This window comes from Limimaricola cinnabarinus LL-001, from assembly GCF_000466965.1.
Classification (GTDB): Bacteria; Pseudomonadota; Alphaproteobacteria; order Rhodobacterales; family Rhodobacteraceae; genus Limimaricola; species Limimaricola cinnabarinus.
Window position 1 is genome coordinate 47,692 of sequence record NZ_BATB01000011.1, and the last position, 20,043, is coordinate 67,734.

Genomic DNA, 20,043 nt, shown 5'->3' on the forward strand with positions numbered 1-20,043 from the left:
GTGGCGCATCGCGCCTTGTTCTTCATGGGTGGAAAGGGGCGCCGCGGCGCCCCTTTCCGAAATGCTTAGCGGAACGGCGGCGCGTAGATCAGGCCGCCATTGGTCCACTGTGCGTTGAGGCCACGAGCCAGACCGATCGGGGTGTTCTCACCGATGTTCTTCTCGAAGATCTCGCCATAGTTGCCACCTGCGGCGATCGCGTTCTTGGCCCAGTCGTTCTCGAGGCCGATCATCGCGCCCAGCTCGCCTTCGGTGCCGAGCAGACGGTTCACCTCGGGGTTGGTGCCCGGCGCGGCGGCCAGCTCGCTGACATTGGCCGAGGTCACGCCGAACTCTTCGGCGGCGATCAGCGCGTTGAGCGTCCAGCGCACGATGTCGCCCCACTCGTTGTCGCCGTGGCGCACGAGCGGACCGAGCGGCTCCTTGGAGATGATCTCGGGCAGGATCACGTGATCGCCCGGGTTCTCGAAGGTGGCGCGGGTCGCGGCGAGGCCCGAGGCGTCGGTGGTGTAGGCGTCACAGGCCCCGGCGAGGTACTGCTGCTGTGCCTCGGCGTTGGTCTCGACGGGCACGGGCTCGTAGCTGATGTTGTTGTTGCGGAAGAAGTCCGCGAGGTTCAGCTCGGTGGTGGTGCCGGTCTGGATGCAGACGGTGGCGCCGTCCAGATCCTTGGCCGAGGACACGCCCAGCGCGGTCGGCACGATGAAGCCCTGGCCGTCATAGTAGTTGACGCCGATGAAATCGAACTTCAGGTCGGTGTCGCGCGAGAAGGTCCAGGTGGTGTTGCGTGCGAGTACGTCGATCTCGCCCGAAGCCAGCGCGGTGAAGCGGGTCTGGCCGGTGGTCGGCACGAAGTTGACGGCGGTGGGATCGCCCAGCACCGCGGCGGCGACGGCGCGACAGACGGCGACGTCAAAGCCTTCCCAGACGCCGTTGGCGTCGGGGGCGCCGAAACCAGCAAGGCCAGTCACCACACCGCAGTTCAGCTCGCCGCGCTCCTTGACGTCGTCGAGGGTGGCGGCTTGAGCCGCTCCGGCGAGAAGACCGGTGGCGGTCAGCGCGCCGAAGATAACGGATTTCTTCATGTTTACCTCTTCCTGAGTATCGGCCCCTCTTGGCGGGGGCGGCAGTCTTGGAGCCGACCGCGACGCGATCCGGCAATATGCAAGGACCATTGATCCCGACGCAGGCAGTTGGACAATGATTTCGCTTCAGGTCAAGGGTCGCGCCCTGTCACGTAACGGCGCGAACGCCGGGTAAAGCGGCGCCAAGACACAAAAAAAGGGCAGCCCCTCAAGAGGCTGCCCGATCATTACTCCACCTGTCCGCCTCTCAGCCGAGCAGCGCCCAGAACCGCGCCGCATCGAGAAAGGCCGCGCCCTTGACGCGGGCCATGGCCTCGGCCTCCTCGTCGTCGCCCCATTGCTCGATCTGCCAGTCCTCGTCGAGCCGCGACAGTCGCCAGGCCTCCCGTGGCTCCAGCCGCTCCTCGACGACGGCCAGCGCCAGCACCAGCGACCCCGAAAGCGCCACCAGATCGTGAAAGGCCGCGAGGGCGAAGGGCTCCATGGCGAAGACAGGGGCCGCCAGCCGCTCGAGCGCCGCCGCGTCCTGCGCCACCGGCATGACCCCGGTCGCGGTGACGAGCCGCGCGCCATGGCGCTCTTCGGCCCAGGCGAGCAGCGGGTCCCATTCGCTCGCCTGCCGTGCGATCAACTCGGCGGGGCGTTCGGCGCGGTAGCACAGCAGGTCCGATCCGCCATAGGCCGCAAGCATCTGCGCCACCTCGACGCGCTGCACCGCCACCTTGTCGAGCGCCGAATTGGCGGTGCGGGTCAGCGGCATGCTGCCCGGATCGATCCGCTCCTCCTGCGCCTGCCATTCGGCGGCGAGAGCCTCTGCCAGCGCCTGCGTGGGCAGGATCAGAGGCACCTTGGCGGGCGTGCGCACCGGGCGCGCGTCGAGCAGCACCTGCCAGCCGCCCTCGGCTGGGGCCACGTTGGCCTCTTTCCAGAACCGCTTGGCCTTCCATTCGCTCATGAGGTCGTCTCCGTCAGATCGTCGAGCGCGGGCGCGAGCTCGGCCCAGTCGTGAATGATCCGGTCGGCGGAGAGGCCCGCCGCCGGTTGATAGCCCCATGCGACCCCGATCGAGGCCACCCCCGCCGCGTGCGCCATGTCGACATCAAAGCGGGTGTCGCCGATCATCACCGCGCGCCGCGCCGTCACGCCCGTCTCGTCCAGAGCCGCGCGGATCATCGCGGGGTTGGGCTTCGAGGGTGGTCATCGGCGGTCTGACGGCTTTGGAACATACCCTCCAGCCCATGCGCCTCGATCAACCTATCGAGCCCGCGCCGCGACTTGCCGGTGGCCACGGCCAGAAGCGTGTGAGGCTCGCCCGCCAGGCGATCGAGCGTTTCGCGTGCACCTGCGTAGAACGGGCTGCTCTCGGGGCCGTGCGCCTGCCGCAGATCGGCATAGGCGGTGCAGTAGGCGTCGATCATCCGGGCGCGAATATCGGCCCCCTGCTCGCCCGCCAGCCGCAGGAACGTCTCGGGCAGCGACAGGCCGACGCCCGACAGCACCCGCTCGCGCGGGGGCGTCTCCAGCCCCTGTGAGCCGAAGGCCGCCGCCATCGCGGCGAGGATGTCGCGCTGGCTGTCGACGAGCGTGCCGTCGACGTCGAAGATCACCAGCCGCAGCTCGCTCATGCCAGCGCATCGTCCGGGTCGAACGGATCGAGCGGCGCTTCGCGCGGCTCCCAGCCGAGAAAGTCCCAGGTCCGCTCCATGTGTTCGGGCAAGGGTGCCACGAGTTGCAGCACGGCCTTGGTGATCGGATGCTCGATCCGCAGCGAGCGGGCGTGCAGGTGCAGCTTGCGGTCGATCTCGGCGCCGAGGCCCGAGCCCCAGCCATCGCCGAGGTTTTCCTGCCCCGAGCCGCCGTATTTGCCGTCGCCCACGACGGGGTGGCCCATCTCGGCCATGTGGGCGCGCAGCTGGTGCGTGCGCCCCGTCACCGGCACCAGCGCCATCCAGGACACCCGCTGTCCCAGCGCGCTGATCGTGGCGAACTCGGTAGTGGCGCGCTTGGCGCCGGGCGTCTTGTCGACCTCGGCGGGATGAATGCACTGCATCTTCTCGCCCTCGCCACCCTTGCCGTGGCCCATCGCCTTGACGAGACCGTATTTGATGATGCCCGCGCGCGGCTGCGGCGCGCCGGCAACGGCGGCCCAGTAGATCTTGCGCGTCTCGCGGTGCTTGAAGTTCTCGGTCAGCCCCTTGGCAGCCATGCGGGTGCGCGCCAGCAGCAGCACGCCCGAGGTGTCCTTGTCGAGCCGGTGCACGAGGCGCGGCTTGTCCTCGAACCCATCGCGCAGCGCCTCGGCGAGCCCGTCGACATGCTTGGAGACGCCGGAGCCGCCTTGGGTCGGCAGGCCCGCGGGTTTGTTGATGGCGATGATGTGCTCGTCGCGAAAGATCACGCAGCCGCGGATCATCTCCGCGTCCTTCTTGGAGATCTGGCTGCGGTCCACGGGCCGGCTCTCGACCTCGTGCGCCTCGGGGATCGGGGGCACGCGCACGCTCTGGCCGACCTCGAGCCGGGTCGCGGGCTTCACGCGCCCGCCTTCGACCCGAAGCTCGCCCTTGCGGCACATCTTCTCGATCCGGGTCTGGACAAGATGGGGAAAGCGCCGCTTGAGCCAACGGTCGAGCCGCTGTTCGCCCTCGTCGGGGCCGACGGTGATGGTCTGCACGCCGCTCATGAGAGGCTCCTTGCGATCCAGAGGCCCAAAGCGCAGGCCGCGATTGAGAGAATGACCGATCCCGCCACATAAGCCAGCGCCGCCCCAAGGCGCCCCGCCTCGACAAGGCGCAGCGCATCGAGAGAAAAGGCCGAGAAGGTGGTGAAGCCGCCCAGCAGACCGGTGATCAGCAAGGGCGCCAGCGGCGCGTCGCGACCCGAGAGCCAGACGAACAGCACGCCGATCGCGAAGCTGCCCGCAAGGTTCACGGCGAACGTGCCGATGGGAAAGGCCAGCGCCTGCCCCACGAGAAACCGCAGGCTCGCGCCCGTGGCGCCGCCGAAGGCCACCAATGCAAGGGATGTCATCATCCGCGCGGTGTCGCGCGCGCGCCGCGCTTGTCAAGCCGGGCCTGCCATGCCCCATCGCCTCCGGCATTGACACAGCGCCGCATCGGCCGGTTCAGCTGCCCCCACTACGCCTGCGCTTCTCGCGCAGCCCGGCAAAGAACTCCACCCGCTTGCGCAGCTCGCGCTCATGGCCGCGATCGACGGGGGTGTAATAGACCGGCCGCTTCATCGTCTCGGGGAAGTAGTTCTGCCCCGAGAACGCGTCCTCGGCATCGTGATCGTAATCATAGCCCTTGCCGTAACCCTGTTCCTTCATCAACCGGGTCGGGGCATTGAGGATGTGCTTGGGCGGCGGCTCGGAGCCGGTCTTGCGCGCCTCGGCCATCGCCGCCTTGAAGGCGGCGTATCCGGCGTTGGATTTCGGCGCGAGGGCGAGATAGGTCACGGCCTGCCCCAGCGCCAACTCGCCTTCGGGCGAGCCGAGCCGCTCATAGGTTTCCCATGCATGAAGGCAGATCGTCTGCGCCTGCGGATCGGCCAGCCCGATATCCTCGACCGCCATGCGGGTGATGCGCCGCGCGAGGTAGCGCGGGTCCTCGCCACCGGTCAGCATCCGCGCCAGCCAATAGAGCGCCGCGTCCGGATCCGAGCCGCGGACCGATTTGTGCAGGGCCGAGATGAGGTTGTAATGCTCGTCGCCGGACTTGTCGTATTTGGCCACCCGCTTCATCAGCCGCGATGTCAGCGCCTCGACCCCGAGCCGGGTGTCGGTCTTCCACGCCGTCACCTGCTCGATCAGGTTCAAGAGCGCCCGCCCGTCGCCATCGGCCATCTCCAGAAGCGCCTCACGCGCCGCCCCATCGAGGGGCAAGGCCCGGCCCAGCTCCTTCTCGGCGCGCTGGGCCAGACGTTCGAGATCGGCGAGGTCGAGCCGGGTCAGCACCAGCACCTGCGCCCGGCTCAGAAGCGCGGCGTTGAGCTCGAAGGAGGGATTCTCGGTCGTGGCCCCGACGAGAAGGATCGTGCCGTCCTCCATATGTGGCAGGAAACCGTCCTGCTGCGCCTTGTTGAAGCGGTGGATCTCGTCGACAAAAAGAAGGGTGGCACGCCCCTGCCCGCGCCTGAGCTTGGCGGCCTCGAACACCTTCTTGAGGTCCGCGACCCCGGTGAAGATCGCGCTGACCTGCACGAAGGCCAGATCCGACGCATCGGCCAGCAGCCGCGCGATGGTGGTCTTGCCGACGCCGGGCGGTCCCCACAGTATCAGCGATGACAGCGATCCCGCCGCCAGCATCGCGCCGAGCGGGGCCTCGGGGCCCAGCACCTGCTCCTGACCGATCACCTCGCCTAGCACCTTGGGCCGCAGCCGGTCGGCCAGCGGCCGGTGCGCGGCCTCGGGCACCGTGCCGCGGCGCGGAGGTTGGACGGGCGTGTCGGGAAAATTGTCGAACAGATCAGCCATGCCCCCAAATCTAGTGCAGCTGTGGATAACTGCCAAGGGATTTGGTATTGCTGCCGAAATATGGGGGCCGGTCGGGCGGAGCGTCCCGTAGAGGCCCCGGGCGCGGATCAGAGCAGCCGGTAGTTCCGAGCGCGTTGGATCGCTTCGGCGGTGGTGCGGGCCAGCAACGTGGTGCGTGCCGAAGCCAACCGCGCCTTGAGCGCGCTTTCCGAGATACCGAGGCGGGCCGCCGCGGCAGTGTGGCGATCGCCGTTGGCGATGCATTGCAGCGCCTCGATCTGCGCCTTGGTAAGGGCGCGCGGCGGCTCCGTGATCTCGTGCAGATGTTCGATCACCGCGGCGAAGCTGGCGATCTCCTCGTCGGCAAACTCGCGGTCGGGGCGGCAGGCCGAGGCGATGGTGCGCGATTTGACGGGACCGCAGGCCACCGAGAAGCCGTAATTCATCCCGAACTCGCGCGCCTGCCCGAAGATGTCGAAAGGATCGGGGATCTCGATGTCGCTCCAGCGACAGGTGCCGGTGGTGCTGAAGCCCCATGCGATGATCGGATCGCGCAGCGCGTAGGCCTCCTCGGTGTAGCGTTCCGTCCAGCCCTCGGGAAAGGTCTCATGGCTCATCAGCGGCAGGGCGAAACGGATGTGCAGCGCGAAGAAGAACCCATCCGGCGCGAGAGTGGCGAGCTGGCGAATATGCAGGTCGATACCGGCTCCGAGGGACATGGCGTCTTCACTCCTGAAAGGATGCTACATATCCTTCCTTCTAGGCAGACCGCCGGTGCCCTCCCAAGGCATAAGTCATTGACGTTACGACATTAACCAAAAACGCCCCACCCTTTCGGGGTGGAGCGCTACGCTTAGGGATCGGGTCCCTATCACTCTGCCGATCACTCGGCGGCGGCGTCTTCCGCTTCGAGTCGGGCGCGGTCGGCGGCACCCTTGGCATCGACGTCGCGGTCGACGAACTCGATGATCGCCATCGGCGCCATGTCGCCGTAGCGGAAGCCGGCCTTCAGAACGCGGACATAGCCACCCTGACGCTCGGCGTAGCGCGGCCCGAGGATGTCGAACAGCTTGGCGACATAGGCGTCCTGCTTGAGCTGGGACGCGGCCTGACGGCGGGCGTGCAGGTCGCCGCGCTTGCCAAGGGTCACAAGCTTCTCGATCACGCGGCGCAGGTCTTTCGCCTTGGGCAGCGTGGTCTTGATCTGCTCGTGCTCGATCAACGAGCCGGCGAGGTTCGCGAACATCGCCTTGCGATGCTCGTGGGTACGGTTCAGGCGGCGATAGCCACTTCCATGACGCATTGGGTGTCTCCTATAGCGTTTTGCTTTGTCCGGCGACCGATGCGTGTCGATCGCTCTCCTTGGGGCGGGATGCCCGGGTCGTGCTGGGGGCGGTCACCCGCCCCCAGTGAAACTCAGAACTGGTCTTCGAACTTCTTGGCCAGGTCTTCGATGTTGTCCGGCGGCCAATCCTCGACGTCCATGCCGAGATGCAGGCCCATGCCCGACAGCACTTCCTTGATCTCGTTGAGCGACTTGCGGCCGAAGTTCGGGGTGCGGAGCATCTCGCTTCGGTCTTCTGGATCAGGTCGCCGATATAGACGATGTTGTCGTTCTTCAGGCAGTTCGCCGAGCGGACCGAAAGCTCGAGCTCGTCGACCTTCTTCAGCAGCAGCGGGTTGAACTCGAGCCCGTCGTCGAGCGCGCCGGCCGAGGCCGATTCCGGCTCGTCGAAGTTCACGAAGATCGACAGCTGGTCCTGCAGGATGCGCGCGGCATAGGCCACGGCGTCATCGGGCGTGAGCGAACCGTCGGTCTCGACCTTCATGGTCAGCTTGTCATAGTCGAGCACCTGACCCTCGCGGGTCGGCTGCACGTCGTAGGACACCTTCTTGACCGGCGAGTAGATGGCATCGATGGCGATCATGCCGATCGGCGCATCCTCGGGCTTGTTGCGGTCGGCCGCGACATAGCCTTTGCCGGTGTTGACGGTCAGCTCCATGTAGAGATTGGCGCCATCGTCGAGGTGGCAGATCACGTGATCCTTGTTCAGGATCTCGATGCCCGCGGTCTCGGAGATGTCACCGGCGGTGACGACGCCGGGGCCGGTCGCCTGCACGGAGAGGCGCTTGGGGCCTTCGACTTCCATGCGGATGGCCACGCCCTTGAGGTTCAGCACCACGTCGGTCACGTCCTCGCGGACACCGGCGATCGAGGAGAACTCGTGCAGCACGTTGTCGATCTGGACGGAGGTGATGGCCGCACCCTGAAGCGACGACATCAGCACGCGGCGCAGCGCGTTGCCGAGCGTCAGGCCGAAGCCACGCTCGAGCGGCTCGGCGACCACGGTCGCCTGACGCGACGGATCGTTGCCCGGCTTGACGTCGAGCTGCGTCGGCTTGATCAGCTCGGCCCAATTCTTGTGGATCATGCGTCCCTCCATTCCTGTCCGTGCTCCATGGTCCCGAAGAGCCGGACGCCCGAGGTTTCAAAATGACGGTTCGGGGCCGCGCAGCAAGGCGCGGCCCCGAACAGGTAGTATAGACTCAGACGCGGCGGCGCTTGGGCGGACGGCAGCCGTTATGGGCCATCGGCGTCACGTCGCGGATCGAGGTGATGTTGAAGCCGACGGCGGCCAGAGCGCGCAGCGCGCTCTCGCGGCCCGAACCGGGACCCTGCACTTCGACTTCGAGCGTCTTCACGCCATGTTCCTGTGCCTTGCGGCCCGCGTCTTCGGCGGCCAGCTGAGCGGCGTAGGGGGTCGACTTGCGCGACCCCTTGAAGCCCATGGTGCCGGCGGACGACCAGGAGATCGCGTTGCCCTGCACATCCGAGATCAGGATCTTGGTGTTGTTGAACGAGGAGTTCACATGCGCCACGCCTGCGGCGATGTTCTTGGAGACCTTCTTCTTGCCTCCGCGACGGGTATCACGTGCCATTGATGCGTCCCCTTATTTCTTCTTGCCGGCAATGGCCTTTGCGGGGCCTTTGCGGGTGCGAGCGTTGGTGTGGGTACGCTGGCCGCGGACCGGCAGGTTGCGACGGTGGCGCAGGCCACGGTAGCAGCCGAGGTCCATCAGGCGCTTGACGTTCATCGTGGCCTCGCGACGCAGGTCGCCTTCCACGGTGAGGTTGGCGTCGATGTGCTCGCGGATGGCCAGAACTTCGGCGTCCGACAGGTCGTTGACCCTGCGGGTCACGTCGATTCCGACGGCTTCGCAGATCTGGCGGGCGGTCGTGTCACCGATACCGGTGATGTAGGTGAGGGCGATCGGAACCCGCTTAGCGGTCGGGATGTTCACGCCGGCAATACGTGCCACGTTTAGCGTCCTTTCGTTGCGGCTCCGTGATACCGGAGCCTTTTTTCACAACTGAGGCCCGGACGAACCGGGCCGCATCCTGCGAGGTGATCCGCGCATGGCCGGGGGCGACCCGTTAACCTGCGCGAAATGATTCCCTTTCGGGATGGGGCTGTCTATGGGCTGGCGGGCAGCGGGTCAAGCCCCCCGCCCGCGACCTCGACAGAGCTGTCAGGCGTCCTGGGTCTGCGCGCCCAGAAGCCCCGCGATCTCGGCCGAGACTGCCTCGATCGCGGCGAGGCCGTCGACGCTCTCGAGCTGGCCCTTGGCGTGGTAATAGCCGATCAGCGGCGAGGTCTGCTTGTAATAGGCGAGCAGCCGCGTGCGCAGCGCGTCCTCGTTGTCGTCGGCCCGGCGCTTGATCTCGGTCGAGCCGCAATTGGCGCATTCGCCGCTCGCGGGAACGGGCCGGGTCACGTCGTGATAGACCTCGCCGCAATTGGCGCAGGTCGACCGGCCGGTGATCCGTGCGACGAGCACCTCGTCATCGACCCGCATCTCGATCACGTGGTCGAGCATCTGGCCGAGTTCGGAGAGCAGCTCACCCAGCGCGTCGGCCTGCGCCAGCGTGCGCGGGAACCCGTCGAAGATGTAACCGCCCGACGCCTTGCCCGAGGTCAGCTTCTCGCGGATGAGGCCGATGACGATCTCGTCAGTCACCAGCTCGCCCCGGTCCATGACGGCAGCGACGCGTTTGCCCATCTCGGTGCCCGAGGAGCGGGCTTCGCGCAGCATGTCGCCGGTCGAGAGCTGGACCATGCCGCGCTCCTCGACCAGACGCTTGGCCTGCGTGCCCTTGCCCGCCCCCGGCGGCCCCAGAAGAATGATGTTCGTGGTCATCGGCGCGCGGGCCCCCTCGGCTTGGTCTTGTTGGTCTTGCCGCCGCGCCTCCCGCGCAGCTGCGATTTCTCGATCAGCCCCTCGTACTGATGCGCGAGCAGATGGCTCTGCACCTGCTGGATCGTGTCCATGCCTACAGACACGATGATCAGGATCGAAGTGCCACCAAAGTAGAACGGGATCGCCAGCTGGCTGCGCAGGATCTCGGGCAGGAGCGCGACGAGTGCCAGATAGGCCGAGCCGAGGACCAGAATGCGGTTCAGCACATAGTCGAGATACTCGGCCGTGCGCTTGCCGGGACGGATGCCGGGGATGAAGCCGTTCTGGTTCTTGAGGTTGTCAGCGACTTCCTCGGTTTTGAACGCCACTTCGCGGGTGTAGAAGTAGGTGAAAAAGATGATCATCGCCGCGAAGAAGATCAGGTAGAGTGGCTGACCGGGACCGAAATAGGCGAGGATCGTCGACATCACCGGACCGCCCTGCCCGCCCGAGAAGGTCGAGAGCGTGGTCGGCAGCAACAGCAGCGCCGAGGCGAAGATCGCCGGGATCACGCCGGCCGGGTTGACCTTGATCGGCAGGTGCGAGGAGCCGCCATCATAGACCTTCATGCCGACCTGGCGGCGGGGGTACTGGATGTGGATCTTCCTGAGGGACCGCTCCATGAACACCACGAAGGTGAGCACGCCGATCACCATGGCGACAACCAGCAGGATCACCGCCGGGGAGATCGCGCCGGACCGGCCCTGACTCAGGAACTGCGCCAGAGCGGCGGGCACTTCGGCGATGATGCCGACGAAGATGATCAGCGAGATGCCGTTGCCGATGCCGCGCGCGGTGATCTGCTCGCCCAGCCACATCAGGAACATGGTGCCGCCGACAAGGGTGATCATCGTCGAGGCGCGGAAGAACAGGCCCGGGTCGGTGACGAGATCGCCCGCCTCCAAGCTGACGGCGAGGCCGTAGGCCTGGAATGTCGCCAGCACCACGGTGAAGTAGCGAGTGTACTGGTTGATCTTCTTGCGGCCCTGCTCGCCCTCTTTCTTGAGCTGCTTGAGCGGCTCGTACATCGAGGCCATGAGCTGCACGATGATCGAGGCGGAGATGTAGGGCATGATGCCGAGGGCGAAGATGCCCATCCGGCTCAGAGCGCCGCCGGTGAACATCGACAGGATGCCGCCGATGCCGGAGGCCGCGCTCTCCATGAAATTGCGCAGCGCGGCACCGTCGATCCCCGGCACGGGGATGAAGGTGCCGAGCCGGTAGACGATCAGGAGGCCGATCGTGAAGAGGATCCGCTGACGGAGCTCGGTGGCCTTGCCGAAGGCCCCCCAGCTCATGTTGGCGGCCATCTGTTCTGCTGCTGATGCCATCGGGGCTCTCTATGTCATGTCAGCGCCGCCGGACCGGGGTCTTCCGGTCGGCGGCGCGGGAACAGTCGGTGACGGGGCTGGGGAGCGCAAGACCCCCCGGCCACCGATTATTCGGCGGCGGCCGCCGGTGCGGTGAGGGTGAGCTTGCCGCCCGCCTTCTCGACCGCCTCGATCGCGCCCTTGGACGCGCCGGTCACGGCGAGGTTGGCCTTGGAGGTGAACTCGCCCTTGGACAGAACGCGGATGCCGTCGCGCTTGCGGCGCACCAGGCCTGACGCGATCAGCGCATCCTCGGTGATGTCCTGACCGGCGTCGATCTTGCCCGCATCGATGAACTTCTGGATCAGGCCCAGGTTGACGACGGCGTATTCGCGGCGGTTCGGCTTGTTGAAGCCGCGCTTGGGCAGACGCTGGTAGAGCGGCATCTGGCCGCCCTCGTAGCCCTTGATGGCCACGCCCGAACGGGACTTCTGACCCTTGATGCCGCGGCCACCCATTTTACCGGTGCCCGAGCCCGGGCCACGGCCGACGCGCTTGGGTTTCTTGGTGGCGCCCGGATTGTCGCGCAGTTCGTTGAGTTTCATGTCGCTTCTCCTTTGCCGGAACTGCCCCCCAGCGACGGAACGGGCAAACGCGGCTTCATTGAATGGATTCGGACCCCTCGAAAGGGCCACCGGCGGCGTATACGATCCTCGCGCCGCGCATGCAAGCCGTGCGGGACAGGCGAAGGCCGGACCTCCGCCCCGCTCCGGTCGCTTCCTGCTGCTTCCGCTTCTTGGCGGCGATGCCCAAAGGCATGCGAAAAGGGCGCCACGGTTTCCCGCGGCGCCCTTCCTGTTCGCGCTGAGCCGGCGGCTCAGGCCTTTTCTTCGATGATCTGCACGAGGTGCGGGATCGAGTTCACCATGCCGCGCACCGAGGGGGTGTCCTCGAGCTCGCGGGTGCGGTGCATCTTGTTGAGCCCGAGGCCCTTCAGCGTGGCACGCTGAACGGCGGGGCGACGGATCGGCGAGCCGATCTGCTTGACGACGATGGTTGCCATGTCCGCTCTCCTCAGGCTTCGGCGACTTCGGCGCCGGCCTCTTCGGGCTTGCGCAGAATGTCGGCGACCTTCTTGCCGCGACGCTGGGCGACCGCACGCGGCGACTGCTCGGCGCGGAGGCCGTCCAGCGTCGCGCGGATCATGTTGTACGGGTTCTGCGAGCCGAGCGACTTGGACACGACGTCCTGAAGCCCGAGCATCTCGAACACCGCACGCATCGGGCCGCCGGCGATGATGCCGGTACCCGCGGGTGCCGCCCGCATGACGACACGGCCGGCGCCGTGGCGGCCTTCCATGTCGTGGTGCAGGGTCCGACCCTCGCGCAGCGGCACGCGGATCAGGTTGCGGCGCGCCTGCTCGGTGGCCTTGCGGATGGCCTCGGGGACCTCCTTGGCCTTGCCCTTGCCGAAGCCGACACGGCCCTTCTGGTCACCGACGACGACGAGCGCCGCGAAGCCGAAGCGCTTGCCGCCCTTGACCGTCTTGGAGACCCGGTTGATCGCCACGAGACGATCGGCGAATTCCGGGTTCTCATCGCGGTCGCGGCGACGGTTGTCACGTTCTGCCATGTTACGTCTCCTCAGATCTTCAGGCCGGCGTCACGGGCCGCGTCAGCGAGCGCCTTGACCTTGCCGTGGAACAGGAAGCCGCCGCGGTCGAAATAGGCTTCGGACACGCCGGCCGCCTTCGCACGCTCTGCGATCGCCGCACCGACCTTCGCGGCCGCCTCGACGTTGTTCTTCCCGATGATGCCCAGATCCTTCTCCAAAGAGGAGGCCGAGGCGAGAGTGACGCCGTTCACGTCGTCGATCAGCTGGACGCTGATGTTCTTGTTGCTGCGGTGCACGGAGAGACGCGGACGCCCCGCGTTCACCTTGCGCAGCTTGCTCCGGACGCGCTGACGGCGCTTCAGGAACAGATCCCGTTTGCTGTTTGCCATTTTTTCGCGTCCTTACTTCTTCTTGCCTTCCTTGCGGAAGATGAACTCGCCTTTGTAGCGGATGCCCTTGCCCTTGTAGGGCTCGGGAGCGCGCCACTCGCGAATGTTCGCCGCAACCTGTCCAACCTGCTGCTGGTCGATGCCTTCGACCACGATCTCGGTCTGCTTGGGCGCCGTGACCGTGACGCCCTGCGGCACCTCGAAGTTCACGTCGTGGCTGTAGCCGAGCGCCAGCTTCAGGACATTGCCCTGCATCTGGGCACGGTAGCCCACGCCCTGGATCTCGAGCTCCTTCTTGAAGCCCTCCGAGACGCCGGTGACGAGGTTCTGCACCATCGAGCGGGACATGCCCCACTGCTGACGTGCGCGCTTGGACGTGCCGCGGGGCGTGATCGAGATCGCGCCATCCTCGAGCGTCAGCGTGACGTCGTCGGTGGCGGTGAAGCTGCGGGTGCCCTTGGGCCCCTTCACTTCGACCGACTGGCCCGACAGGTTGGCGGTCACGCCGCTGGGCAGAGCGACCGGGCGTTTACCGATACGAGACATTCCGGACCCTCCTTAGAATACGGTGCAAAGCACTTCGCCGCCGACATTGGCTGCGCGTGCATTTGCATCCGACATCACGCCGCGGGGCGTGGAGACGATCGAGACGCCGAGACCCTGGCGCGGAGCCGGGAGGTCGTTGACGCTCATATAAACGCGGCGACCGGGCTTGGAGACCCGCTTCAACTCACGGATCACCGGGGCGCCTTCGTAATAGCGCAGGCTGATCTCGAGAGCGGGGTGCCCGTCCTTGCCGGTGGTCGACTCGTAGCCACGGATGTAGCCTTCGTCGGCGAGGACATCGAGCACCCAGCCGCGCAGCTTGGAGGCGGGGGTGATGACGGTGGACTTGTGACGCATCTGCGCGTTGCGGATGCGGGTCAGCATATCACCGATGGGATCGTTCATCTGTGGACCCTCCTTACCAGCTCGACTTGACCATGCCGGGGATTTCCCCGTTCGAGCCGAGCTCGCGCAGCATGATCCGGCTGAGTTTCAGCTTGCGATAGTAGGCGTGCGGACGCCCCGTCAGCTGGCAGCGGTTGTGAAGACGGGTGGGCGAGCTGTTGCGCGGCAGTTGCGCGAGCTTCAGGTTCGCCTTGAAGCGCTCTTCCACGGGCTTGTCTTTATCGTTCGCGATCGCCTTGAGCTCGGCGCGCTTGGCGGCATACTGCGCCACCAGACGCTCGCGCTTCTTCTCGCGTTCGATCATGGATTTCTTGGCCATATCTCTCTTTCCTCCCGCGGATCAGCTGTTGAACGGCATGTTGAAATGCTTCAACAGCGCCTTCGCTTCCGCGTCGGTCTTCGCGGTGGTGCAGATGACGATGTCCATGCCCCAGACCTCGTCGACCTTGTCGAAGTTGATCTCCGGGAACACGATGTGCTCCTTGAGGCCCATGGCGTAGTTGCCACGGCCGTCGAAGCTCTTGCCGGGGACGCCACGGAAGTCGCGGATCCGGGGCATCGCCACGGTGATCAGGCGGTCGAGGAATTCGTACATCCGGTCGCCGCGCAGCGTGACCTTGCTGCCGAGTGGCATGTCCTCGCGGACGCGGAAGCCGGCGATCGACTTCTTGGCCTTGGTGACGACGGCACGCTGACCGGCGATCGTCGAAAGATCGTCCTGGGCGGACTTGGCTTTCTTGGAATCGCGGACGGCCTCGGCCCCGGCGCCGATGTTCAGGACGATCTTGTCCAGGCGCGGGATCTGCATGTCGTTCTTGTAACCGAACTCCTCGCGGAGTTTGGCCTTGATCTCGTCGGCGAAGGACGCCTTGAGACGCGGGGTGTAGTTCGCGGTGTCGAGCATCAGATCACGTCCCCGGTTGTCTTGGCAAAGCGGACCTTCTTGCCGTCTTCCTCGCGGAAGCCCACGCGGGCCGGTTTGCGTTGGCATCGACGATGGCCAGGTTCGACAGTTGGATCGGCATCGACTTGGGCTGGCGGCCGCCCTGGTCGGACTGGCTTTGCTTGACGTGACGAATGGCGACGTTGAGCCCTTCGACCACGGCCTTGCCGGCGGTGGGGTTGACCGAGAGGATCTCGCCGGTCTTGCCCTTGTCCTTGCCGGTCAGAACGACGACCTTGTCACCCTTGCGGAGTTTGGCAGCCATTACAGCACCTCCGGCGCAAGCGAGATGATCTTCATGAAGTTCTTCGCGCGCAGCTCACGAACCACCGGCCCGAAGATACGGGTGCCGACCGGCTCGTTGTTGTTGTTGAGAATGACGGCCGCGTTGCGGTCGAAGCGGATCGAAGTGCCGTCTTCGCGGCGAACTTCCTTGGCGGTGCGCACGACGACGGCCTTGCGGACGTCACCTTTCTTCACGCGGCCACGGGGGATCGCTTCCTTGACGGACACCACGATGATGTCGCCGACCGACGCATACCGGCGGTGCGAACCGCCGAGGACCTTGATGCACTGCACCCGGCGTGCGCCGGAGTTGTCAGCGACATCCAGATTGGTCTGCATCTGGATCATGGGTTTCTCCCGACCTTTGGGGGGCTCTCAATGGCCTTCTCCCCAGGGTTTCGTTCAAGCTGGAAGATGAAACGCCTTACTCGGCGATCACTTCCCAGCGCTTGGTCTTGGATTTCGGAGCGCATTCCTGGATGCGGACGCTGTCGCCCACATTGAAGGAGTTCGCTTCGTCGTGAGCCCGATACTTCTTGGACTTACGGATCGTCTTCTTCAGAACCGGATGCGTAAAACGACGCTCGACCGACACGGTGACAGTCTGCGCGTTCTGGTTCGAGGTCACGACGCCTTGCAGGATGCGTTTGGGCATGGGCTCAGGCCTCCGTGCCGGCGGCCGCGGCCGCCTTCTGGTTCAGAATGGTGTTGATACGGGCGACGCCGCGCTTGACGACGCGCATGCGCGCGGTGTTCTCGAGCTGGCCGGTGGCCTGCTGGAAGCGCAGGTTGAACGCTTCTTTCTTGAGGTCGACGAGTTGCTCGCGGAGCTGGTCCGCGGACTTGTCGCGGAGTTCCTTGGCATGGAGCGCCATGGGTCTGTCCTTTCGACATCACCGGAAGGCCCCTTTCATCATCGAGAGGGTCACCCTGATTCCGGTGGACTAGGTGAATGAGCGCTGTCCCTAACCGACACGGGTCGAGGATGCAAACCCTTTCTCCGACGCCCTCGCGCCCGCTGTCCTGCACCTGCGCGCCGGTTGCGCGTGCCGCCGACAGGCTGGCGTGGAGGGAGTGCGACGGATGGCATGGGCGAAGGGCCCCATTGCCGGAACGAACCGCCTAGACCCCGAAAAGAGCCAGCAACGGCAGAAGCGCCAAGGCCGCCGACAGGCCTGCCCAGCTGCCATCCTCCGAAGCCTCCGTTTCCTCCGGAGCGCGAGCTGTTCGATACCATCCGTTGAAGAGGCATCATCCACCTCGAAGCCGTCGGGAGACACCGGTTCCGATGAAACATCCCCGGACGCCGGAGCACCAAGGACCGCAGCAAATGTCTCGGTCGGGACGATGTCATGGATGACCACCTGCATGATCTCGTCCGCCGCCAGATCGCATTCGACGGTCATGTCGTGCGACGGTCCGGGTGGTTGATCCCGCCCCTGCGCCACATGTAGCGCGCGCTCCGCGCCTTCGGCATCTGGGCTTCGTCCGAGAACGGATATCTCGACCCTGCCTGCGGCCGCAAGGAATGCGGAAAGGTCGATGTCCATCGAAACCGGCGTGTCAGCCTTGGACAGAACATAGAGCAGCATGTCGCCGTCGCCCGCGAATGCGTGAATGTCGGCCTCTCCCGCGCTGAACTCCGTCTCGTCGGGGTCGTTCGCCACCATGTCGACGAGGCTCTTGCCCGGAAGGTGCCGCGACATCATCGAGAACATCTCGCCCGCGACGGACGGCGCGTCGTAATCGAACCCCGATGCGAGGGCGTTCGTCGTGTTCTGGATCAGGGGCCAGACATGCGCCTGCTCCACGCCCGACGACATGAACTCCTCGACCAGTTCGAGCATCTCCTGCGCCTGCACCAGCCCCCCCGGCTCGGTGCCGTCTGGCTGCTCTCCCATCCGCTGGTTCCATTCGGTCACGTGGATCTCCAGATCCTCGAACCCCTCCTGTTCGAGCCAGCCTGAGCGGATGCAGTCGAGAGCGAACTGCCTGCTGAAGGTCGTGCCTTGGGAATAGACATGCGCGACCACCCCGTCGATCGCGTCACGGCTTTCGGTCGTGTCGAAGGACATGCGGATCAAGGCATCATTGGCTTGGGTCCAGTTGACGTCGCCACTGGCATAGAGGCAGTTCTCGGAAATGTCGGATGACGGAAAGCGCGCCATCAGATCCGCGATCGCCTGCACGCCGTCCTGGCCCCCATACGCGTCCGAAAGACAGGAGCTGCCATGGTTGCTGCCCATCTGGACGAGGAGCTTCGTCTGGGACGTGTCGATGCCATGGAGCCGCTCCACCAGGTCGAGCTCGTCCCGGACGATCCGCGACATCTCGGCTGCTAGCCGGCCGTATTCCACGGCGCTGCATTCGCCCGAACCCCAATATTCATTGCCGATCTCGAGAGCGCGGACCTGCGCATCGCCATATTCACCAGTCATCAGATCATGGACGAAGTCGCGCAGAGTGCCCTCGTCCACCTCGGGTGACCGGTTGCCATTCGCATCTGTCTGCGTGCCGAATTGCGTCCGGGTCGGAAGCACGATCGTCACGGCATGTCCGTTCATCCCGGCATAGGACATGAACTCCGACAGGGGGATGAAATCCGTCGCCTCGCCCGTCCGGTCGTCGATCGCTTCGGCGGCGTCGGGGTCCGAAATGTCAAAGCAGTATTCGGTGAGCGAGCCTCCGGGATATCGAAGCCCCGCGACGTTCAGCCCGTCGACGGCCTCGTCATACGATCCCTCGCCGGTCATGCTCGACCGCGTGGCGAGGACATTGCCACCAAAAAGGCCGGAGGTCGCGGCAGTATCGGGCACGAGGCTTCCGACAGGCAACGTGATCGACATGACAATACCTCCTCGCCGACAAGGCGTGGAGGCATGAGGTCACGAAAGACGGGGTGAGGCGGGCGCCCTTCCGGTCATCAAGAGCGGTCGAACGCATCCTAGCCTTCAGAAGGAGCGGGCCGAGCATGCCCTTCAGATGGCGGGACTACCCGAACGAAGGTGCGATGCGACGGCCCGCCTGACGATCGAACGCCCGATCAAGGACGGCCCGCCCCATCATGTCGCGATCGCGGGCCGTCGCGGCAGCCGCTCCCTGTCCGAAGCGAGGTTTCGCACACATGCGCCGGGTGCGGCTCAGATCAGCCGCTGATCCTTGGCGGCAATGGCGGCCTGGGTGCGGTTTCGGGCACCGAGCTTGCGGCACAGCGTCTTGACGTGCAGCTTGACGGTGACTTCCTGAATCCCGCAATCGCGGCCGATCTCCTTGTTGGACTTTCCGACCGACAGCCCCTTGAGCACCTGCTGCTCGCGCTTGGTCAGGTGACCGGCGGCCGGGTTGTCCTCGTCCTTTGCGGTCATGAAATCGATCGGCGCGAAGGTTTCCCCCAGCGCCATGAACTTCACGGCGTTGATGACGGATTTGGCGGACATGGTCTTGGGGAGGAACCCTGCCGCACCCGCCCCCAGCGCCTCTTCCGCGACCGTGCGATCGGCGTCGCCCGACACCAGCGCGACAGGATTGCCGCCGCTGGCGCCAAGCGCCTGCTTGAGCCCCTCGAGCCCGCGCATTCCGGGCATCTTGTAATCGAGAAGAACGAGTTCGAAGGGGCCGTTCTTTTTCAATTCGGTGAAAGCCTGGTCGTAATTGGCGGACTGGGTCACTTTTATCCCGCCCTCCTTCTCCAGATAGGAGGCCATCATTTCGCGAACGAGGTCGTGATCATCGGCAATCAGAATATGCATGGTACATCCTTTTGAATTGATCCGACCTATTCGACAGACAACCGGACCCGCGATATGGGTCACAATCTCCTGCCCTTTGTGAAAATTTCAAGGCGCTTGGCGTGAAGTCACGTCGTGACGGTACGTCGCGGAACATTCCGACACGCCTATCGGATAGGATAGCCCCTGCAGATGGAGAGGCATTGAGACCTCAGACATCGATTCATATCCAGCCGCCGTCGGAAAGATTCTCCAGATCGGGTCAATATGATCTCAACCCGAAACCGCAGGAGCACGACATGAACACCCAGCCGCTGAACCGCCCCCTCGACCTGCCCGCGCCGCAATTCAACGAGATGATCTCGGACGATGATGGCGGCAATCATGTGATGGGCCTGCTGGTCCTCTCCATGCTGACGGGCATGATGCTCGCCGCGGCAATGCTGCTCATGGGTTACGGGCTCCTCGCCTCTTTCCTCGGCTACGTCCTGAGCACGCAATGCTCGATCGTGCTCTTCGCGGTCATTCAGGCACGCGTCCGAGGCTCTGACGCCTGAATTCAAAATACAATTCCGACCTGCTGCAAATGCCCGCCATTCCCATGGCGGGCATTTCACATTTCAGCCGGGGCTGACAGCGCCGGAGAATACATCCGCAAGGCCGCATCAATATATGCCTGTGGACAGGAGTTCACCCGATGCACGAATTACTACCCTCCCGGATGAACTAGATGCCTGCAATTCGTGGATATTGTGAGGAAAGGACGGCAACGACTGGCCGAATTCCTTTCCCTGCACTTCCACAAGAAGGACATCGAACATGAAAGACAAGATAAGCAGAACCCTGTGCGGCGGGATCGCCGGCGTCATGGGTGTCTTCTGCGCGGCCCCGGTTTTTGCCCAGGATCTTTCCAGCGAACTGACGTTCAGCGTTGTCGAGATGACGGATGGGGGCGATGAGGTTTTGGTGGAGCGCGAGAGCGTGCGGCCGGGCGAGATCATCGAATATGCGCTGGTCAGCCGCAATCT

General features: G+C 65.1%; 25 protein-coding genes and 4 pseudogenes. 2 read left to right on the forward strand and 27 right to left on the reverse strand.

From position 1 onward, the window contains the following. Positions 1–65: 65 nt before the first annotated feature. The 27 genes and pseudogenes from MBELCI_RS06320 to MBELCI_RS06450 all read right to left on the reverse strand — a co-directional run bounded on the left by MBELCI_RS06320 (position 66) and on the right by MBELCI_RS06450 (position 19,036). Entirely contained in the window at positions 66–1,085 is a 1,020-nt protein-coding gene (locus MBELCI_RS06320) for an amino acid ABC transporter substrate-binding protein (RefSeq protein WP_021693333.1), read from the reverse strand. Between the two features lie 247 nt (positions 1,086–1,332). Next, positions 1,333–2,040: an ATP12 family chaperone protein gene (locus MBELCI_RS06325; RefSeq protein ID WP_021693334.1), complete on the reverse strand. Its 708-nt coding sequence runs from the start codon at positions 2,038–2,040 to the stop codon at positions 1,333–1,335. Further along, positions 2,037–2,710, reverse strand: a pseudogene (locus MBELCI_RS06330) (HAD-IA family hydrolase). Before MBELCI_RS06330 ends, MBELCI_RS06325 begins: the two are co-directional and overlap by 4 nt. Continuing rightward, complete coding sequence (locus tag MBELCI_RS06335) at positions 2,707–3,765, reverse strand: RluA family pseudouridine synthase (RefSeq protein WP_021693336.1); 1,059 nt, start codon at positions 3,763–3,765, stop codon at positions 2,707–2,709. The pseudogene MBELCI_RS06330 and the gene MBELCI_RS06335 overlap by 4 nt, the downstream one beginning before the upstream one ends. Then, entirely contained in the window at positions 3,762–4,115 is a 354-nt protein-coding gene (gene crcB / locus MBELCI_RS06340; RefSeq protein ID WP_021693337.1) for a fluoride efflux transporter CrcB, read from the reverse strand. The genes MBELCI_RS06335 and crcB overlap by 4 nt, the downstream gene beginning before the upstream one ends. A gap of 91 nt (positions 4,116–4,206) precedes the next feature. Next, entirely contained in the window at positions 4,207–5,556 is a 1,350-nt protein-coding gene (locus MBELCI_RS06345; RefSeq protein WP_021693338.1) for a replication-associated recombination protein A, read from the reverse strand. A 107-nt stretch (positions 5,557–5,663) separates the two neighbouring features. Next, positions 5,664–6,275: an autoinducer binding domain-containing protein gene (locus tag MBELCI_RS06350; RefSeq protein WP_021693339.1), complete on the reverse strand. Its 612-nt coding sequence runs from the start codon at positions 6,273–6,275 to the stop codon at positions 5,664–5,666. A gap of 164 nt (positions 6,276–6,439) precedes the next feature. Then, positions 6,440–6,859, reverse strand: coding sequence for a 50S ribosomal protein L17 (gene rplQ, locus MBELCI_RS06355; RefSeq protein WP_021693340.1), 420 nt, complete (start codon positions 6,857–6,859; stop codon positions 6,440–6,442). Between the two features lie 113 nt (positions 6,860–6,972). Continuing rightward, positions 6,973–7,988, reverse strand: a pseudogene (locus MBELCI_RS06360) (DNA-directed RNA polymerase subunit alpha). 115 nt (positions 7,989–8,103) lie between these two features. Continuing rightward, entirely contained in the window at positions 8,104–8,496 is a 393-nt protein-coding gene (rpsK, locus tag MBELCI_RS06365) for a 30S ribosomal protein S11 (RefSeq protein ID WP_021693342.1), read from the reverse strand. A gap of 12 nt (positions 8,497–8,508) precedes the next feature. Further along, positions 8,509–8,877: a 30S ribosomal protein S13 gene (gene rpsM, locus MBELCI_RS06370; protein ID WP_021693343.1), complete on the reverse strand. Its 369-nt coding sequence runs from the start codon at positions 8,875–8,877 to the stop codon at positions 8,509–8,511. 210 nt (positions 8,878–9,087) lie between these two features. After that, positions 9,088–9,756, reverse strand: a complete 669-nt coding sequence (locus tag MBELCI_RS06375; protein WP_021693344.1) for an adenylate kinase — start codon at positions 9,754–9,756, stop codon at positions 9,088–9,090. After that, positions 9,753–11,126 carry a preprotein translocase subunit SecY gene (gene secY, locus MBELCI_RS06380; RefSeq protein ID WP_021693345.1) on the reverse strand — a complete coding sequence of 458 codons (1,374 nt, stop codon included), beginning with the start codon at positions 11,124–11,126 and terminating at the stop codon, positions 9,753–9,755. Before secY ends, MBELCI_RS06375 begins: the two co-directional genes overlap by 4 nt. A 107-nt stretch (positions 11,127–11,233) precedes the next feature. After that, positions 11,234–11,710: a 50S ribosomal protein L15 gene (rplO, locus tag MBELCI_RS06385; RefSeq protein ID WP_021693346.1), complete on the reverse strand. Its 477-nt coding sequence runs from the start codon at positions 11,708–11,710 to the stop codon at positions 11,234–11,236. Between the two features lie 272 nt (positions 11,711–11,982). Beyond that, entirely contained in the window at positions 11,983–12,168 is a 186-nt protein-coding gene (gene rpmD, locus MBELCI_RS06390) for a 50S ribosomal protein L30 (protein ID WP_021693347.1), read from the reverse strand. 11 nt (positions 12,169–12,179) lie between these two features. Then, on the reverse strand, positions 12,180–12,737 hold the full coding sequence (rpsE, locus tag MBELCI_RS06395) for a 30S ribosomal protein S5 (RefSeq protein ID WP_021693348.1): 558 nt from the start codon (positions 12,735–12,737) through the stop codon (positions 12,180–12,182). A gap of 11 nt (positions 12,738–12,748) precedes the next feature. After that, entirely contained in the window at positions 12,749–13,108 is a 360-nt protein-coding gene (rplR, locus tag MBELCI_RS06400; protein WP_021693349.1) for a 50S ribosomal protein L18, read from the reverse strand. Positions 13,109–13,120: 12 nt separating this feature from the next. Next, positions 13,121–13,654, reverse strand: coding sequence for a 50S ribosomal protein L6 (rplF, locus tag MBELCI_RS06405; protein WP_021693350.1), 534 nt, complete (start codon positions 13,652–13,654; stop codon positions 13,121–13,123). Positions 13,655–13,666: 12 nt separating this feature from the next. Next, on the reverse strand, positions 13,667–14,059 hold the full coding sequence (gene rpsH / locus MBELCI_RS06410) for a 30S ribosomal protein S8 (RefSeq protein WP_021693351.1): 393 nt from the start codon (positions 14,057–14,059) through the stop codon (positions 13,667–13,669). A gap of 13 nt (positions 14,060–14,072) precedes the next feature. After that, positions 14,073–14,378, reverse strand: coding sequence for a 30S ribosomal protein S14 (gene rpsN / locus MBELCI_RS06415; protein ID WP_017928028.1), 306 nt, complete (start codon positions 14,376–14,378; stop codon positions 14,073–14,075). Positions 14,379–14,399: 21 nt separating this feature from the next. Next, positions 14,400–14,963: a 50S ribosomal protein L5 gene (gene rplE / locus MBELCI_RS06420; protein ID WP_021693352.1), complete on the reverse strand. Its 564-nt coding sequence runs from the start codon at positions 14,961–14,963 to the stop codon at positions 14,400–14,402. Next, a pseudogene (rplX, locus tag MBELCI_RS06425) lies at positions 14,963–15,267 on the reverse strand (50S ribosomal protein L24). Before rplX ends, rplE begins: the two are co-directional and overlap by 1 nt. Beyond that, complete coding sequence (gene rplN / locus MBELCI_RS06430) at positions 15,267–15,635, reverse strand: 50S ribosomal protein L14 (protein ID WP_017928025.1); 369 nt, start codon at positions 15,633–15,635, stop codon at positions 15,267–15,269. The pseudogene rplX and the gene rplN overlap by 1 nt, the downstream one beginning before the upstream one ends. Positions 15,636–15,711: 76 nt before the next feature. Continuing rightward, positions 15,712–15,942, reverse strand: a complete 231-nt coding sequence (gene rpsQ, locus MBELCI_RS06435; RefSeq protein WP_021693354.1) for a 30S ribosomal protein S17 — start codon at positions 15,940–15,942, stop codon at positions 15,712–15,714. A gap of 4 nt (positions 15,943–15,946) precedes the next feature. Continuing rightward, positions 15,947–16,162 (reverse strand): 50S ribosomal protein L29, encoded by a 216-nt coding sequence (rpmC, locus tag MBELCI_RS06440; RefSeq protein WP_021693355.1) that lies wholly within the window; start codon positions 16,160–16,162, stop codon positions 15,947–15,949. A gap of 90 nt (positions 16,163–16,252) precedes the next feature. Further along, positions 16,253–18,133 (reverse strand): hypothetical protein, encoded by a 1,881-nt coding sequence (locus MBELCI_RS06445; RefSeq protein ID WP_021693356.1) that lies wholly within the window; start codon positions 18,131–18,133, stop codon positions 16,253–16,255. A 294-nt stretch (positions 18,134–18,427) separates the two neighbouring features. Beyond that, positions 18,428–19,036, reverse strand: coding sequence for a response regulator transcription factor (locus MBELCI_RS06450; RefSeq protein WP_021693357.1), 609 nt, complete (start codon positions 19,034–19,036; stop codon positions 18,428–18,430). Between the two features lie 278 nt (positions 19,037–19,314). Between MBELCI_RS06450 and MBELCI_RS06455 the strand changes: the two genes are divergently transcribed. Beyond that, positions 19,315–19,572: a hypothetical protein gene (locus MBELCI_RS06455; RefSeq protein WP_021693358.1), complete on the forward strand. Its 258-nt coding sequence runs from the start codon at positions 19,315–19,317 to the stop codon at positions 19,570–19,572. 262 nt (positions 19,573–19,834) lie between these two features. Continuing rightward, positions 19,835–20,043: pseudogene (locus MBELCI_RS06460) on the forward strand (hypothetical protein); the annotation flags it as partial.

Excerpts from the sequence above, each read along its gene's own strand:
- MBELCI_RS06320 (WP_021693333.1), bottom strand. The coding sequence starts at position 1,085 with ATGAAGAAATCCGTTATCTTCGGCGCGCTGACCGCCACCGGTCTTCTC.
- MBELCI_RS06325 (WP_021693334.1), bottom strand. The coding sequence starts at position 2,040 with ATGAGCGAATGGAAGGCCAAGCGGTTCTGGAAAGAGGCCAACGTGGCC.
- MBELCI_RS06335 (WP_021693336.1), bottom strand. The coding sequence starts at position 3,765 with ATGAGCGGCGTGCAGACCATCACCGTCGGCCCCGACGAGGGCGAACAG.
- crcB (WP_021693337.1), bottom strand. The coding sequence starts at position 4,115 with ATGATGACATCCCTTGCATTGGTGGCCTTCGGCGGCGCCACGGGCGCG.
- MBELCI_RS06345 (WP_021693338.1), bottom strand. The coding sequence starts at position 5,556 with ATGGCTGATCTGTTCGACAATTTTCCCGACACGCCCGTCCAACCTCCG.
- MBELCI_RS06350 (WP_021693339.1), bottom strand. The coding sequence starts at position 6,275 with ATGTCCCTCGGAGCCGGTATCGACCTGCATATTCGCCAGCTCGCCACT.
- rplQ (WP_021693340.1), bottom strand. The coding sequence starts at position 6,859 with ATGCGTCATGGAAGTGGCTATCGCCGCCTGAACCGTACCCACGAGCAT.
- rpsK (WP_021693342.1), bottom strand. The coding sequence starts at position 8,496 with ATGGCACGTGATACCCGTCGCGGAGGCAAGAAGAAGGTCTCCAAGAAC.
- MBELCI_RS06375 (WP_021693344.1), bottom strand. The coding sequence starts at position 9,756 with ATGACCACGAACATCATTCTTCTGGGGCCGCCGGGGGCGGGCAAGGGC.
- secY (WP_021693345.1), bottom strand. The coding sequence starts at position 11,126 with ATGGCATCAGCAGCAGAACAGATGGCCGCCAACATGAGCTGGGGGGCC.
- rplO (WP_021693346.1), bottom strand. The coding sequence starts at position 11,710 with ATGAAACTCAACGAACTGCGCGACAATCCGGGCGCCACCAAGAAACCC.
- rpmD (WP_021693347.1), bottom strand. The coding sequence starts at position 12,168 with ATGGCAACCATCGTCGTCAAGCAGATCGGCTCGCCGATCCGTCGCCCC.
- rpsE (WP_021693348.1), bottom strand. The coding sequence starts at position 12,737 with ATGGCAGAACGTGACAACCGTCGCCGCGACCGCGATGAGAACCCGGAA.
- rplR (WP_021693349.1), bottom strand. The coding sequence starts at position 13,108 with ATGGCAAACAGCAAACGGGATCTGTTCCTGAAGCGCCGTCAGCGCGTC.
- rplF (WP_021693350.1), bottom strand. The coding sequence starts at position 13,654 with ATGTCTCGTATCGGTAAACGCCCGGTCGCTCTGCCCAGCGGCGTGACC.
- rpsH (WP_021693351.1), bottom strand. The coding sequence starts at position 14,059 with ATGAACGATCCCATCGGTGATATGCTGACCCGCATCCGCAACGCGCAG.
- rpsN (WP_017928028.1), bottom strand. The coding sequence starts at position 14,378 with ATGGCCAAGAAATCCATGATCGAACGCGAGAAGAAGCGCGAGCGTCTG.
- rplE (WP_021693352.1), bottom strand. The coding sequence starts at position 14,963 with ATGCTCGACACCGCGAACTACACCCCGCGTCTCAAGGCGTCCTTCGCC.
- rplN (WP_017928025.1), bottom strand. The coding sequence starts at position 15,635 with ATGATCCAGATGCAGACCAATCTGGATGTCGCTGACAACTCCGGCGCA.
- rpsQ (WP_021693354.1), bottom strand. The coding sequence starts at position 15,942 with ATGCCCAAACGCATCCTGCAAGGCGTCGTGACCTCGAACCAGAACGCG.
- rpmC (WP_021693355.1), bottom strand. The coding sequence starts at position 16,162 with ATGGCGCTCCATGCCAAGGAACTCCGCGACAAGTCCGCGGACCAGCTC.
- MBELCI_RS06445 (WP_021693356.1), bottom strand. The coding sequence starts at position 18,133 with ATGTCGATCACGTTGCCTGTCGGAAGCCTCGTGCCCGATACTGCCGCG.
- MBELCI_RS06450 (WP_021693357.1), bottom strand. The coding sequence starts at position 19,036 with ATGCATATTCTGATTGCCGATGATCACGACCTCGTTCGCGAAATGATG.
- MBELCI_RS06455 (WP_021693358.1), top strand. The coding sequence starts at position 19,315 with ATGAACACCCAGCCGCTGAACCGCCCCCTCGACCTGCCCGCGCCGCAA.